The organism is Vibrio sp. OPT24 (assembly GCF_015163545.1).
Taxonomy (GTDB): Bacteria; Pseudomonadota; Gammaproteobacteria; order Enterobacterales; family Vibrionaceae; genus Vibrio; species Vibrio cyclitrophicus.
In genome coordinates this window covers 1,119,857-1,132,871 of sequence record NZ_JADDYI010000053.1, presented here as the reverse complement: position 1 = coordinate 1,132,871, position 13,015 = coordinate 1,119,857, and the positions used below count along the sequence as shown (strand labels likewise).

14 protein-coding genes are annotated in these 13,015 nt (G+C 43.9%); 5 read left to right on the top strand and 9 right to left on the bottom strand.

The features are described 5' to 3' along the window. Nucleotides 1-38: 38 nt before the first annotated feature. The 3 genes from IQO02_RS18655 to phhA form a co-directional block, all read right to left on the bottom strand. A complete protein-coding gene (locus IQO02_RS18655; protein WP_010432323.1) occupies nucleotides 39-248 on the bottom strand; it encodes a DUF3283 family protein in 210 nt (69 codons plus the stop codon). 283 nt (nucleotides 249-531) lie between these two features. After that, complete coding sequence (locus tag IQO02_RS18650; protein WP_010432321.1) at nucleotides 532-870, bottom strand: 4a-hydroxytetrahydrobiopterin dehydratase; 339 nt, start codon at nucleotides 868-870, stop codon at nucleotides 532-534. Beyond that, nucleotides 860-1,654, bottom strand: coding sequence for a phenylalanine 4-monooxygenase (phhA, locus tag IQO02_RS18645; protein WP_065106909.1), 795 nt, complete (start codon nucleotides 1,652-1,654; stop codon nucleotides 860-862). Before phhA ends, IQO02_RS18650 begins: the two co-directional genes overlap by 11 nt. 199 nt (nucleotides 1,655-1,853) lie before the next feature. Here phhA and IQO02_RS18640 point away from each other — a divergent pair, with 199 nt between their 5' ends. Then, nucleotides 1,854-3,890, top strand: coding sequence for an acetoacetate--CoA ligase (locus tag IQO02_RS18640; protein ID WP_065106910.1), 2,037 nt, complete (start codon nucleotides 1,854-1,856; stop codon nucleotides 3,888-3,890). A gap of 194 nt (nucleotides 3,891-4,084) precedes the next feature. Here IQO02_RS18640 and IQO02_RS18635 read toward each other — a convergent pair whose 3' ends face one another. Both IQO02_RS18635 and IQO02_RS18630 read right to left on the bottom strand, forming a co-directional pair. Beyond that, nucleotides 4,085-5,779: an FAD-binding oxidoreductase gene (locus IQO02_RS18635; RefSeq protein WP_065106911.1), complete on the bottom strand. Its 1,695-nt coding sequence runs from the start codon at nucleotides 5,777-5,779 to the stop codon at nucleotides 4,085-4,087. A 315-nt stretch (nucleotides 5,780-6,094) separates the two neighbouring features. Continuing rightward, nucleotides 6,095-6,715, bottom strand: coding sequence for a glutathione S-transferase family protein (locus tag IQO02_RS18630; RefSeq protein ID WP_010432311.1), 621 nt, complete (start codon nucleotides 6,713-6,715; stop codon nucleotides 6,095-6,097). 144 nt (nucleotides 6,716-6,859) lie between these two features. On the opposite strand from IQO02_RS18630, the gene IQO02_RS18625 reads away from it, so the two are divergent. After that, nucleotides 6,860-7,744, top strand: a complete 885-nt coding sequence (locus IQO02_RS18625) for a LysR family transcriptional regulator (protein ID WP_010432310.1) — start codon at nucleotides 6,860-6,862, stop codon at nucleotides 7,742-7,744. Nucleotides 7,745-7,869: 125 nt separating this feature from the next. On the opposite strand, the gene IQO02_RS18620 is transcribed toward IQO02_RS18625, so the two are convergent. Further along, nucleotides 7,870-8,787 (bottom strand): LysR family transcriptional regulator, encoded by a 918-nt coding sequence (locus tag IQO02_RS18620; RefSeq protein WP_016767953.1) that lies wholly within the window; start codon nucleotides 8,785-8,787, stop codon nucleotides 7,870-7,872. A gap of 117 nt (nucleotides 8,788-8,904) precedes the next feature. Between IQO02_RS18620 and IQO02_RS18615 the strand changes: the two genes are divergently transcribed. The 3 genes from IQO02_RS18615 to IQO02_RS18605 are packed head-to-tail and all read left to right on the top strand — an operon-like array spanning nucleotide 8,905 to nucleotide 10,848. Next, entirely contained in the window at nucleotides 8,905-9,846 is a 942-nt protein-coding gene (locus IQO02_RS18615) for an NADP-dependent oxidoreductase (RefSeq protein WP_102282470.1), read from the top strand. A gap of 51 nt (nucleotides 9,847-9,897) precedes the next feature. Then, nucleotides 9,898-10,524, top strand: a complete 627-nt coding sequence (locus IQO02_RS18610; protein WP_010432303.1) for a putative quinol monooxygenase — start codon at nucleotides 9,898-9,900, stop codon at nucleotides 10,522-10,524. Between the two features lie 12 nt (nucleotides 10,525-10,536). After that, nucleotides 10,537-10,848, top strand: coding sequence for a DUF1330 domain-containing protein (locus tag IQO02_RS18605; protein ID WP_010432301.1), 312 nt, complete (start codon nucleotides 10,537-10,539; stop codon nucleotides 10,846-10,848). Nucleotides 10,849-11,113: 265 nt separating this feature from the next. On the opposite strand, the gene IQO02_RS18600 is transcribed toward IQO02_RS18605, so the two are convergent. From IQO02_RS18600 to IQO02_RS22290, 3 genes are all read right to left on the bottom strand, one after another. Next, the gene (locus IQO02_RS18600; protein ID WP_102282489.1) at nucleotides 11,114-11,800 is read right to left on the bottom strand and encodes an SGNH/GDSL hydrolase family protein; all 687 of its coding nucleotides are present in this window, start codon (nucleotides 11,798-11,800) and stop codon (nucleotides 11,114-11,116) included. Between the two features lie 84 nt (nucleotides 11,801-11,884). Beyond that, nucleotides 11,885-12,589 (bottom strand): maleylacetoacetate isomerase, encoded by a 705-nt coding sequence (gene maiA, locus IQO02_RS18595; protein ID WP_102282469.1) that lies wholly within the window; start codon nucleotides 12,587-12,589, stop codon nucleotides 11,885-11,887. Between the two features lie 21 nt (nucleotides 12,590-12,610). Continuing rightward, nucleotides 12,611-13,015: fumarylacetoacetate hydrolase family protein (locus IQO02_RS22290; protein WP_228006069.1), on the bottom strand; the 405-nt coding region annotated here is incomplete at its 5' end.

Here is a 13,015-nt window from a genome sequence, read left to right as displayed (position 1 = left end):
TCAATTCTACAGCTTTGCTGGGTAAGGTTTGTCTGCGTTTATGCGACACCCATTACCCGTTTGTATTTTTCTACAGACTGTTCAAACCAAGCCTTTTCTTCTGGATCACCTAGCTTCATTGCTTCTTCAACAATGGCTTCAGGGCCACATTTCGCTTGCTTCAGTTTCCATACAAGAAACGATGCCTGCTTATCCAGTTCGATTTTATTTTTCTCGCTGGGTGGAAGGAGTGAAAGGTTGATAGACATTATTAGCCTTCGTCTGTAATACACTTGGCCGAGAAATATATCATAGAGCAGCCTCATAAAACCAATACTATGAGCAATAGTGGGGGTTGTAGGACGAGAAAGCGGCAAGTCACTGATGCAGGTCAAGCTAGTTTGGGAGAAGTTACACCCTATGATACGAAAGTATCGCTTATTCAACTCATACCATGAGTTGATTAAGGTGATTATTCAGCTCACCTTAAGAGCCGAATAATGAGGTAATAACACCACATAAGGTTGCAAGAGTAACCCCTAACCCAAAATACTATTCACTCACAGCAAGCACATCACAGCGTGAGGCGCAGATGAAATCATTCTTGTGCAGGCCTTTGATTGAGTGGCTCCACCAAGTAACAGTGACTTTGCCCCACTCCAATAAGATCGAAGGGTGATGGAATTCTTCTTCTGCCAACTCCGACACTTTATTGCTGAATGCCCATGCTTGTTTGTAGTTCTTAAACTTGAACACCTTCTCAAGCTGTGGGGTGCCGTCTCTTTCGATGATCTGCCAATCAGACAACTCCAACAGTAAAGACTTTTGTTCGTCTTTACTTAGGGCAATCGCGTCGATACTGCAGGCTTCGCATTTTTGTTCATTCAACATGTGTTGGTTCCTTAGGTTCAAAAAGTGGTGGTAATAATCCCTCATCTATCGCTAGATCAGCTTGCTGCAATAGGTTTTCCTGGCTGATTTTGAAGAGATCAGACAGCTTATCAATCACATAATATTTCGGTTGTATAATATCGATACGATAAGGTGTTCTTAATACGGTTTGCAGATCAAACCGCTCACGAACGGCCAAATCCGCTCCCAGCGCATACATGGTTTCCGCCGGAGACGAAAGAATGCCGCCGCCATAGATTTTCAGCCTATCGCCTTCTTTTACTAAACCGAACTCGACCGTAAACCAATACAAACGGGCAAGATAGGCGCGCTGTTTAGGTGTTGCTGCTTGGCCTAGTTTTCCGTAATGCTCAGTGAATGTCGCAAAATCGATATTGGTGAGCATGGCACAGTGTCCGAAAATTTCATGGAAGAAATCGGGCTCTTGTAAGTAATCGAACTCGTCTCGCGTTCTCAGAAATGTCGCGACTGGGAATTTCTTATTGGCGAGCAAATCAAAGAAACGGTCGAAATCGATCAACGCAGGCACAGGCCGAACCTGCCAACCTGTTGTTTTAATTAGAACTTTATTTATTTCTGGAAGCTGGGGAACTCTGTCTAATGGCAGATCCAGCAGGGTCAAGCCATGCAAATAAGCATCGCATGCACAGTCATTAATGACGTCCAGTTGCCTTTTTACCAAGTCGTGCCAAATAGCGTCTTCTTCGAGGCTCCACTCAACCCATCCCTCTTGGCTCACGGGCTTAGAATGATATTGAGTCATTACACACCTCCTTTCGAATGTCTCACTTTAAGCCTATCTCCACTCGTTATATCCGCCAATTTGCGCGACTTTTCGAAACAGGCGATCGTGTAACATTTTATTTACACAATTCCGACAACCCCTTATTTTGCTGATCTTTTGACTTTGTAAAACCTAAATACCAGACTGAAAACGTTAACTTTTTGTTAAAGGCAAATAAATGCACGAAAGCAATAAGCCAGTTTGGCAACCTAGCGAGCAGCGCATCGCAGACGCCAACTTAACCCAATTCATGGATAGCCTTGCTCAGCAGGGCGTACTCGGACGGGAATTACAAAACTACACGGATTTCCATCAATGGTCCGTGGAACATCCCGAGTCGTTTTGGCAGAACGTTTGGCAGTTTTGTGGAATGGTGGGCTCGCAGAACAGTATTGATAACGCACAAAGAGAGCTCATCAAAACTCAAGGCGAGAGCCGCTGGCTGCAGCCTAAATCGAATCGCGATGCAGTTTGGTTTCCGAATGCGCAAGTAAACTACGCCGAAAATTTGCTGCGCTTGGCGCATGAGATACCGGATGAACGTGCTATTTGGTTTGAGAATGAGCGTGGCGAACAACAGAGTTATACATGGCAAACCCTAAGTGAAGGCGTCTCTAGCGTTCAACAATGGCTTGTTGATAACGGAGTTCAACAAGGTGATGTGGTTGCTGCTTATACGCCTTATCTACCGCAAACCGTGATAGCGATGTTGGCGACCACTAGCTTAGGGGCGATTTGGACATCGACCTCTCCCGACTTTGGCGTAGAGAGTGTGATTGAACGATTTGGCCAAGTGAAACCTAAGGTGCTATTCACCTGTGATGGCTACACCTTCAATGGCAAAACGTTCGATATGACGGACAAGAACCATGAAATCATCGAACACTTAACCGAGCTAAAGCAGGTGTGTCAGATCGGTTATTTAAAGCCAAGTGATGATTTAGAGAAGAGCAATTTGGAGAAGAACAAAGTTAAACATGGTGTGTCAATCCAAAGTTGGATAAACATCATTAGTCACTATCAACCAAAGCCTCTTCGATTTACTCGTGTGAACTTTAATGAACCACTGTTTGTACTCTACTCTTCTGGCACAACGGGCAAACCCAAGTGTATTGTGCATTCTGTCGGTGGCACCACCATCAATCACCTAAAAGAGCATCAACTTCACTGCGATGTTAAGCCACACGATCGCATGTTCTACTACACCACTTGTGGTTGGATGATGTGGAACTGGCACGTCTCTGCGCTCGCCAGCGGGGCTTGTTTGGTGATCTTTGATGGTAGCCCGGTTTATCCGCAAACCAATGTACTTTGGGACTTGGCACAGCGCGCGAATGTATCGTTGTTTGGCACCTCAGCCAAGTATTTAGAGGCGATTGAGAAAGCCGAACTCTCGCCAATAGACAGTCACTCGCTTCCTCATTTGAGAACACTGTGCTCGACGGGATCCGTGCTTTACCCAGAGCAGTTTGATTACGTTTACAAACACATCAAACAAGACCTGCATTTAGCCTCAATTTCTGGCGGCACGGATATTTGTGGCTGCTTTGTATTGGGTAACCCGATCTCGCCTGTGTATCGCGGTGAGTGCCAACAGGCAGGGCTTGGAATCGATATCAAGGTGTTCAACTCTTCTGGTGACAAGGTCAATCACGAACGTGGCGAACTCGTGTGTACAAACTCCCTACCCAACTTCCCTGTTGGTTTTTGGAATGACACAGGGGGGCGCTACCACAGCACTTACTGGGACAGGTTTGATAATGTGTGGCATCACGGTGATGAAGTCGCACAGAGCATACATGGTGGCTACCTGTTCTACGGGCGAGGCGACACCACTCTCAACCCTGGTGGCGTGCGAATTGGTACTGCCGAGATCTACCAGCAAATGAATACCATTGAGGGCATTGTTGATTCGATAGCAGTCGGCAAAGACATCGACCGCAATGAGCAAATATGGCTGTTCGTTCAACTGCAGCAAGGTGTGAGCTTAGATGATAACTTACTGACAGCCATCAAAAGTAAACTCAAATCCTCTTGCTCACCGAGGCATGTACCAAGCCAGATTTTTGCGATCAGCGACGTGCCAAAAACACGCTCTGGTAAATTGGTGGAGTTGGCAGTGAAGCAGGTCGTGAATGGCAAAGATGTAGAAAACCTCGGAGCAATCGCTAACGCCGAGGTTCTAGAAGAGATAAAGCGTGCTGTTTCGCTGTAGCGCTGAGACCTAGAAGAACATGATTTAGAAATAAAAAGTCCTCCGTGGAATTTAACGCCGCGGAGTTTTTTTGATCTTCGTATTCGATTTATCTAAGTGGGCTAATCAGCACGAGCCTGTCATTATCAATCAAGGTTTGAGCTGTTCCAATCGGTTGTCCAACCATCTGTGCCTCAAACCTCGAACAGCTAAATTCAAAACTCAAAACTTTCAGTATAAATTTGTGCTGCTGGGACGCCTATTGAAACTAGGTACTCAGTCATATCCCTCATAAATTGAGTCGGCCCACATATATAGGCTTGCTGGCTAGCCGCATTCGGCACCACCTTTTCCAGTGCATCTTCTGTCAACCGCCCCTGACGACTACTAATGATATTTATGTAATTGAAACTAGGGTAATTCATTGCTCGGCGTAATAATTCTGATTGGCTAATGAGGTGCTTTTCATCTCTTTCTATGTGGATCATAGTAATATTGGTTTGGTCTTGTAGTGAAAATGCGCCGATACCACGAACCATCGCCAGATTAGGCGTAATACCAATGCCAGCACTCAGTAACAGCAAATGTTTAGGAACGACCGGTTTTTGCGTTTCTATGTCCAATCGAATTGCAGTCATTTCGCCTTGAACACCCAGCAATTTAACTTGCATGCCGAGCTCCGCATGGTCGTGTAACCAGTTCGTTAGCAACCCATTTGGGACACGCTTCACCGTAATATCTAATGTATTGTCGCCATTAATACTGTTAGGTGTTTCCGATAGAGTCCAAGTACGTACCTCAAGCGGTTCACCATCGGGAATATTGGAAAATTCAAAAGTAGCATATTGACCAGGCAGAAAAGCAATACGACGCGGTATCACAAAGCGGAAAGTCTTAACATGCTCGCTTTCGTCCACAATTTTCGCCAACGTTGCCACTTGCGGATATTCAGTTTCAGAATCTAAGATTTCTGCACCCGCTACCACAGGGTTATAAGGAGAGTAATCTAAGCGTTGCCAACGATGGCTGGTAACATTGTCTGTTCGGATAAGACTTGTTATGTGAAAGACTATTTTCCTTGAAGCACCTTCATAACTCCCATCGTGTGCCCAATCTACAGTTGCTCGGCCTGTCATTTGAATCATGCTACCTGATTCAAAATTTACTAAAGTAACTCCAGCTCTATCACAGGATTCCAAATTACCCGAGGTAAAAAACATGCCATTACCACGATACTCAGGCCACTCTATGATAGATGGTGATATTACTCGTATAAAACCTGGTTGCCCGCCTCTATGATTGCAATCAGCACCGACATTAGGTGCGTAACTGCCGATCCACAAAGTATCGATTGTCCGAACAAACGCTTGATCATCAGGAGTTAACTGAGTGCGGATTACTGCCTTTGCATCTTTGTTTAAGGCAGACGCTTCATTTGATGCATGGATGATTTGTCTACGATTAATGTATTTAGGGCAGTTGGGGCTATATTCCTCAACTTGTAAATTCAATCCACGGCTCTCTTGATTCATTGAAGTTAGCGAAGTGCCGCTAATGCGATGTCTTATTCTTCTATTTAAATCAATTCCTAATAATGAAAGAGGCGTGCCAGGCTCAATAAATTTAAGTATTTCAGAGTTTGGGATGCAACTTGCGGAGATTAAAATTTCGTGTTCTGAGGTAGCCGTTAAATCACCAGCTTTGCCGAACAAAGGGGTTACCCACACAGACTGACTCTTTATATCAACACTTGCTAAAGCGGCAAATGATTGAGCTGCCAAAAATGCATCATGACTAGAAGAAAAGCTAAGGGCACTGCGCTTACCGGCAGCGAGTTCAGCGGCTGCGCCTCTTGTTCCCGCTTTGTCTTGGGCTGCTAATTCCCCCGGATGATAAGATAAAAAAGACATAGTATCCCTTATTTTTTCGTTGTTAATTTGCTTGCTTCAGAGCTTTAATACCATCGAGGCTTTCTACCGAAAAAAGCCATGTTTATAGCTGAATCCGTGCTAGTCATGGATGGTGATTAATTAAAAAACTGACGGTGCTGTCCAGCATGTGCGGGCAAACAGCCTGTCGATAGAAATGAACGATGATCTATCACGTCCCTACTCGTACCAGCATATTAGCTCTCCCTTATAAAAGGGAGAGATGTCACTTTTCAGATCGTGTAATCGTCTATTTATGAGCGTGCCTCGTAACGCTTCTCACGCGAAATAGCCGTGTTAGGCATAGAGCCCTACAGCTGTGCGAGGCATCGCTTTGAAGCCATCAAGATTCTCAATGTTGCTTAGCAGACGGAGTACATTCGGGTACTTGTCTAGCGACACGTTACCTTCGGGTGCATGAGCCACATATGAGTAGACGGCAATATCCGCAATGGTTGGTCGACCACCAACCAAGAAGTCTTTGTTAGCCAATAAAGTATCGAGTTTGGTAAGTGCCTTTTCAGCAACAATTTGACAAAACTGAGCATCGAATGGCGCGTCAAAAACAGTAATTAGACGGGCAGCAGCTGGACCAAAAGCTATTTCACCAGCGGCCAGTGTTAAGAACTTTTGCACTTCAGCTTCTAGCATAGGATCCGAAGGAAGAAAGTCTGGAGCATATCGGCGCGCCAAGTAAACGAGGATGGCATTTGAATCGCTGATGACAATGTCATTGTCTTCAATGACCGGTACCTGTCCCAAAGGGTTTAATGTTAGGAACGGTTCTTTTTTGTGCTCTCCTGATGGAAGATCAACATAAACAATTTCGTGTTTAATATTGGCAATGCTTACAAAAAGTTCCACACGGTGTGCATGGCCTGATAATGGAAAACTGTAGATTCGAATACCATGTGACATTGTAGCCTCCTAAACGGACTGGTTTGATTGTGTATGCTAGGAGTATATAAGGTGTTTAATAGGTTATAATCTACCCATATATACAATAATAATGTACATTTTGTAGATAATCATAATTCTGAGGTCAGCAGAGAAAGGGAGTTTATGGACACTATTGAAGCGATGCGGGTTTTTGTTAATGTGGCACGTCAAAAATCCTTTACTCAAGGAGCAAAGCAATCAGATCTGAGTACGAAGCTAGCAAGTAAGTATGTTCGTCAACTTGAAGCGAGATTGGATGCTCAACTTTTTTATCGAACTACACGCAGCGTGACATTAACCGAAACGGGACGAGCTTACTATAAGCGTTGTCAACCGATACTAGAGCAGTTTGATGAGCTCGAAGACTTGGTACAAGACCGTCAAAAAGAACTTTCAGGGACTATCCGGTTAACAGCATCCACAGGCTTTGGAAGCAAAGAGTTGATAGAACCGCTGCTAAGCTACCAAAAGCAGCATCCCGAAGTAAAAGTCGATCTTCGCCTGTCAGACAACCATATTGCGGTCGTGGAAGAGGGCGTCGATATTGCAATAAGATTTGGTAAGCTGCAAGATTCAAATTTAATGGCACGAAAGCTGAAAGATATGCGAGTGGTATTTTTTGCTTCCCCAGACTATCTAAGTCTCAATGGCTTACCTACTCATCCTGAAGAACTTGTCGATCATAACTGCCTGCTTTTTCGTAGCTCTACTGATTCGAAAAACTGGCATTTTAACCTCAATGGCCAAATCGTCTCTTGCCCAGTGTCTGGGACTTTCAATGCAGACTCACCAAGGGCAATTACCAATATGTCGCGTGGTGGTTTAGGTATCGGAATTGGGCCGTATTACGCCGTCGAAAACCATGTCAAATCAGGTGAGCTAACGTTGCTTTTCGAAGAGATGGAAGTAGAGCCAATGGGGTTATACGCCGTATATCCCGAGAACCGACATTTAACCGCAAGAATCAGAGCTTTAATCGATCATCTTGTTGCTTGGTTTAACGACTAAGCGCTAACCAGTATTAGGAATTTAGGTGCCTCGCTTATATCTAGTTCTGGGCGAATTCTGACCGGCTCATTTACATTCTAATGAGTCTCAGAAATAGTCTTAGTGTGCTCTAGGTAAGAGCCAAACTACATCAGTAAATCCCCGTATCTCACTTTATTGGTATCTACGATTTTTTTCTCAATAAAGTCTAAGAATACTTTAACTCTAACGGGTAAAACTCTGCCAGGTGGCCGTACCGCCCAAATTTTTGTGTCGTTCACAAGCTTATAATCCGGAAGGATTTGAATCACTCGACCAGATTTTAACGAAGGCCCTGCATGCCAGTAAGAAGCCATACCAATCCCCATACCAGACTCAACAAGATCACTGACCGCATCCCCTAAGTTTAAGGAGATCGGATTTGCTACAGATACCTTGTGTACTTTCCCGTCAGCACTCATAAACGCCCAATCGACAGCATGACCCAAGGGCAAACATCGATGCTTGAGTAAATCTTCTGGGCTTTCAGGCGCACCATATTTTTCAATATAGTCTGGTGAAGCAACTAGCATAATTGGATTGTCAGCCAGTCGCCTCGCTAGCAGGTTACTTGAAGACAAGTTACCAATACGGAAGGCTAAGTCGTAGCCATGCTCAATTAAATCCTCGGTTTTATCGTTAAAGTCAATTTCCAATTCAAGATTAGGATACAGCTCGAGTAACTCAGGGATAAAGGGAACAATGTAATGTCGACCATATGAAGCTGATACAGCCACTTTTAATCGCCCTTGAACATTGCTTTCGCTACCTTTAAAGACATTTGCCACCTCTTCAACATCGTCAACAATGCGTCTGGCATGAGGTAGAAACATTTCACCATCATGAGTCAATGTGATGGTTCTTGTTGAGCGATGGAACAGTTTTACGCCCAGCTCCGCTTCTAATTGTTGGACTCTTTGGCTGGCATTAGTCGTTGAAAGCCCAAAGTCTTCGCCAGCACGTCCAATTTTTCCTATTTCTACAACTCGTAAGAATAACGCTAAAGTTTTTAGATCAAAGTTCACTTCATCCGCCTCTCTATTAATCCCGAATTTAAGGATAGTCTTTCCTTAATCTGCTAGATGATACCAAATAATGGCATATATATAATCATTTACGAATTCACCAACGGAGACAAACCAATGAAAGCAATTATTACTCATCAAGCAGGCGGCATTGAAAACCTACAGTTGCACGACGTAGAAAAGCCAACAATTAGAGCCAATGAAGTACTAGTAGAAACTCGAGCCATCAGCATTAATCCTGCGGATACCAAAGTGAAGTATGCAGAAGAAGCGTTACTTGATTTGTATGGCGAAGAGCGTCCTATCATTTTGGGGTGGGACATTGCAGGCACAGTGATTGAAGCTGGTGCAAACGTCACCAATTTCAAAGTGGGTGATAACGTCTTTGGTATGGTGAATTTTCCAGGAAATGGTAAAGCGTATGCGGAGTATGTTGCCTCTCCAGAATCACATATCGCATTAATACCTGAGGGCGTTAATTTTATCGATGCAGCAGCAACCACACTTGCTGCCATGACAGCCTATCAGGCATTAAACGGTCGGGTAAACCAAGGTGATAAAGTTCTAATTCATGCGGGATCTGGCGGCGTGGGCCACTTTGCCGTTCAAATAGCCAAACAGATGGGCGCTTATGTTTATTCGACAAGTTCGGTTCGAAATAAGGATTTTGTGATGTCACTTGGTGCAGATGAGCACATCGATTACCGTGAGCAAGACTTTGAAAAAGTACTTCATGATATTGATTTAGCGTTCGACACGGTGAGTCCAGAAAACGCTGAAAAGTCGCTACAAGTGCTGCGTTCTGGTGGTCAACTCGTTTCAATTACTATTCGAGAGCCTTCAGATAACATGCAAAAAACTGCGTTTGAATCAAATTTAAAGATTACTCCGCTTCTTGTTCAATCTAACGGTGAAGACGCTTCAAAAATTTCTAAAATGCTCGCCAACAACTCGATCAAACCACACGTATCTCAAATTTTCGAGTTTAAAGATTTAGCTCTGGCGCACACTGCTGTCGAAACTGGCCGAACCGTAGGTAAAGTTATCGTAACGGTTTAGTTCCCATAAGTCATTGAAGTTAAAATTAAAAATCTAGCAAGGTGTAGAGTAATGATTAACCAAATTGTAAAGTTCACAGTAAAGCCAGAATACGAAGACGAATTTCAACAACAGCTATTGGAGCACCAACTGGCGAGTAGCCAAGAAACTGGCAATGTGGAGATGCGAATCTATGTTGATAACCAAGATTCGAATCTATTTTTTGCCTACGACCGTTGGGTTAATCAGGAGGCTTTGGATTCACACTTACAGCAGGCACACACTCAAAAACTCATCAAACTGACAGAAACTGCTTTGGTTGAGCCTGCGATGGTTTTGAACCTTAGTGAAACAACCCCTGCGCCTGTGGCCTTAAAGCAAGCAGATAAAGAGGATGAGAAATTTAATATTTTCTTCATTTTCAAACTAAAAATGGAACATCGTGAAGCGCTAATCGCCCAGTTCGAGGAGCATATTCAACACACTCGCACCGAGGCAGGTAATTTGTTGTTTGATTTGTTTACCATTAATGGCAATGACGACACGTTAGCCGTGTATGAACACTGGAGAAAAGAATCGGATGTTTGGGATATCCACTTTAATCAACCTTATTCGAAAGTGACTGGGGCATTAATGGAGAAAGCCGTGGTAGGTGATATGAACCAGTACATGAACTTTGTCACTCAAATAGCGGGTTGATTGGAGATAATAATGACGGCTTATTATGTAGTTAATTATGATATTGCGGATGAAGAACTTTATGCGCAATACAACCCTGGGTTAAATCATGTCACTGCTAACACGGTTGCAAAGCATGGTGGTGAGATTTTGGTCGCAACAAGTGAAGGTCAAACACTGTCGGGGCAATGTTTACAAATGAAAGTAATCATTCAGTTCCCAAGTAGAGAAGCTGCATTAGCATGGGATAATGACATTGAATATCGTGACGCAAAACTCATACGCCTTGCTGCCACTACCAATATAGATTGCTACATTGTAGACAAATTGGTTGTTCCGTCTTAATACCAAGAATCTTATTTAAGTACAGGTAGTGGAAGGCGTAGCGGATGAGTAAAGTTGATCGTTACTTTTAGGTGATTCGAATACTTTGTAGAAGCAGAGATTATTCGCATCACCTTAGTTCTATTGGCTTCTTAACAAGCTTTTGTCCCGCGGCGTTCAATCTAACCCTCACCATAGTTTGCCAGGACGAAAAATATCAAAGCAAAAGGATGACTAGAAATACCAACATAAGGCTTTCTAACCTCGGAAAAGCCTACAGCTATAACTAAACAGCGGTTTCCAAGATGGTGGGAATTCGCTTTGCTAGTATCTCAGCAAACTTTTCATGCTGAGATGCTTGCCAATGTATACCTTCTTTTGGGCAAGGTTGGATTTCGGTTGCAGCATCAAAGAAATGACAACCCAGTTCTTGGGAGCGAAGTTTAAAATAGTGTCCTAGCTGCTTTGATTTAGCTTCAGCGTTCGTAAAACCCTCTTTTAATGGATTCACTTCAAGGACATGAGTAGGTGACACTAGCAAGACTTCAGCAGGCTTAGTCATAAAACCGTGTTGATAGTTTTGTATCAGTTGAACGAGTCTTGCAGCCCCTTTAGATATATCACTGGCAGTCAAATTGAAACGAGATTTGAGGTCATTGGTTCCAAGCATCAGTATAACAAGATCGGGGTGATGGCTTTCTATGCACGGTAAAAGGTAATCTAGCCCTTTTTTTCCTGCTTCATAAGGGTCATCTAAAACGGTTGTTCTGCTGTTTAAACCCTCTTCAATCACGACATAATTAGGGAGTTTTGATTGAAGTAACATCGTCCAGCGCTCTGCACGGTTATATCTACGCGGTAAGTCTGGGGAACATCCCCAAGTGTTGGAATCGCCAAAACATAGAACTGATTTCATAGCCATTTTATTCGTTGATTTAAAGATGTTTAATTGTATTACAAATGAAATGAAAATTGTTAGCACTACGTCAGACACATCTTAGATATTTGTGGTGTATCGTATTGCAGTCGAAATTAGCCGTAAATTGTTGCCATTCGTTCACATCGGTACATTCGCATCCGCTTGGTTCTCTGGCATCGCCTCAATAAAAGCGGGTAACTGATTACACGCTTCGACAATTGAGTTAATCAGCGGATACGGCGACATATCAACATCAAAGCGCAACGCGTTATACACCTGCGGCACTAAGCAAATATCGACGATGCAAGGCGAATCAGTGAGGCTATACACCGAATCACCGTGTGTTTTTCGGTGTTTGGCCAGCTTCTCTTCTAACGCTGAAAACCCTTGGCTCATCCAATAGTGAAGCCAATCCATTTTAGCCTCTTGCCCGCATGACAATTCTCGCTCCAAATACTGCAACACGCGCAGGTTATTAAGAGGATGAATTTCCATCGCAATATCCTGAGCCATCGCCAGTGCTTGATAGCGCAGTGGTGTTTGATCAGGAATCAGCGAGACTTCCGGGCTACTCACACATAAATAGTGCTCGTCGAGATATTGCAAAATAACTAGTGACTGATTGAGTTGAACGTCACCATCCACCAGCACCGGCACTAATTCACTGGCGTTGAGCTCACGATATTGTGGGTCATGCTGCTCGCCACCATTACGCACCAAATGCACCGATTTAGACTCATAGTTGAGTTGCTTTAGGTTCAATCCAATACGCACTCGATAGGCTGCGGACGAGCGCCAGTAACCGTAAAGTAAAATGTTCTTGTTCACGATGCTCTCGCTCATACTGAAACCCTATTACGTGGATTATAACGCTCGATACTGGCTCACTTTTTGGTCAATCGCACCAAAAATGGAGTCACCCGCTGCATCAAACATCTCAAGCTTGATCGAATCGCCAAACGACATGAATTGAGTCGACGGTTTACCATCACGAATCGTCTCAATCATTCGCACTTCGGCAATACATGAATAACCCACACCGCCTTCGGCAATTGAGGTGCCGTGGTCAGTCCCTTGCTTATTAGAAACCGTGCCCGAGCCTATGATTGTGCCTGCCGACAGTGGACGAGTTTTCGCAGCATGGACGATCAGCTCAGCGAAATTGAAGGTCATGTCCACACCTGCATTTGGACAACCAAAAGATGTGTCGTTGTAGGTTGAAGTCAGTGGCAGATGCACCTTGCTGCCTTTCCACTGTTCACCTAGCTC

Bases quoted from the DNA above. Each gene is read 5' to 3' on its own strand.
- IQO02_RS18655 (WP_010432323.1), bottom strand. From the start codon at position 248: ATGTCTATCAACCTTTCACTCCTTCCACCCAGCGAGAAAAATAAAATC.
- IQO02_RS18650 (WP_010432321.1), bottom strand. From the start codon at position 870: ATGTTGAATGAACAAAAATGCGAAGCCTGCAGTATCGACGCGATTGCC.
- phhA (WP_065106909.1), bottom strand. From the start codon at position 1,654: ATGACTCAATATCATTCTAAGCCCGTGAGCCAAGAGGGATGGGTTGAG.
- IQO02_RS18640 (WP_065106910.1), top strand. From the start codon at position 1,854: ATGCACGAAAGCAATAAGCCAGTTTGGCAACCTAGCGAGCAGCGCATC.
- IQO02_RS18635 (WP_065106911.1), bottom strand. From the start codon at position 5,779: ATGTCTTTTTTATCTTATCATCCGGGGGAATTAGCAGCCCAAGACAAA.
- IQO02_RS18630 (WP_010432311.1), bottom strand. From the start codon at position 6,715: ATGTCACATGGTATTCGAATCTACAGTTTTCCATTATCAGGCCATGCA.
- IQO02_RS18625 (WP_010432310.1), top strand. From the start codon at position 6,860: ATGGACACTATTGAAGCGATGCGGGTTTTTGTTAATGTGGCACGTCAA.
- IQO02_RS18615 (WP_102282470.1), top strand. From the start codon at position 8,905: ATGAAAGCAATTATTACTCATCAAGCAGGCGGCATTGAAAACCTACAG.
- IQO02_RS18610 (WP_010432303.1), top strand. From the start codon at position 9,898: ATGATTAACCAAATTGTAAAGTTCACAGTAAAGCCAGAATACGAAGAC.
- IQO02_RS18605 (WP_010432301.1), top strand. From the start codon at position 10,537: ATGACGGCTTATTATGTAGTTAATTATGATATTGCGGATGAAGAACTT.
- maiA (WP_102282469.1), bottom strand. From the start codon at position 12,589: ATGAGCGAGAGCATCGTGAACAAGAACATTTTACTTTACGGTTACTGG.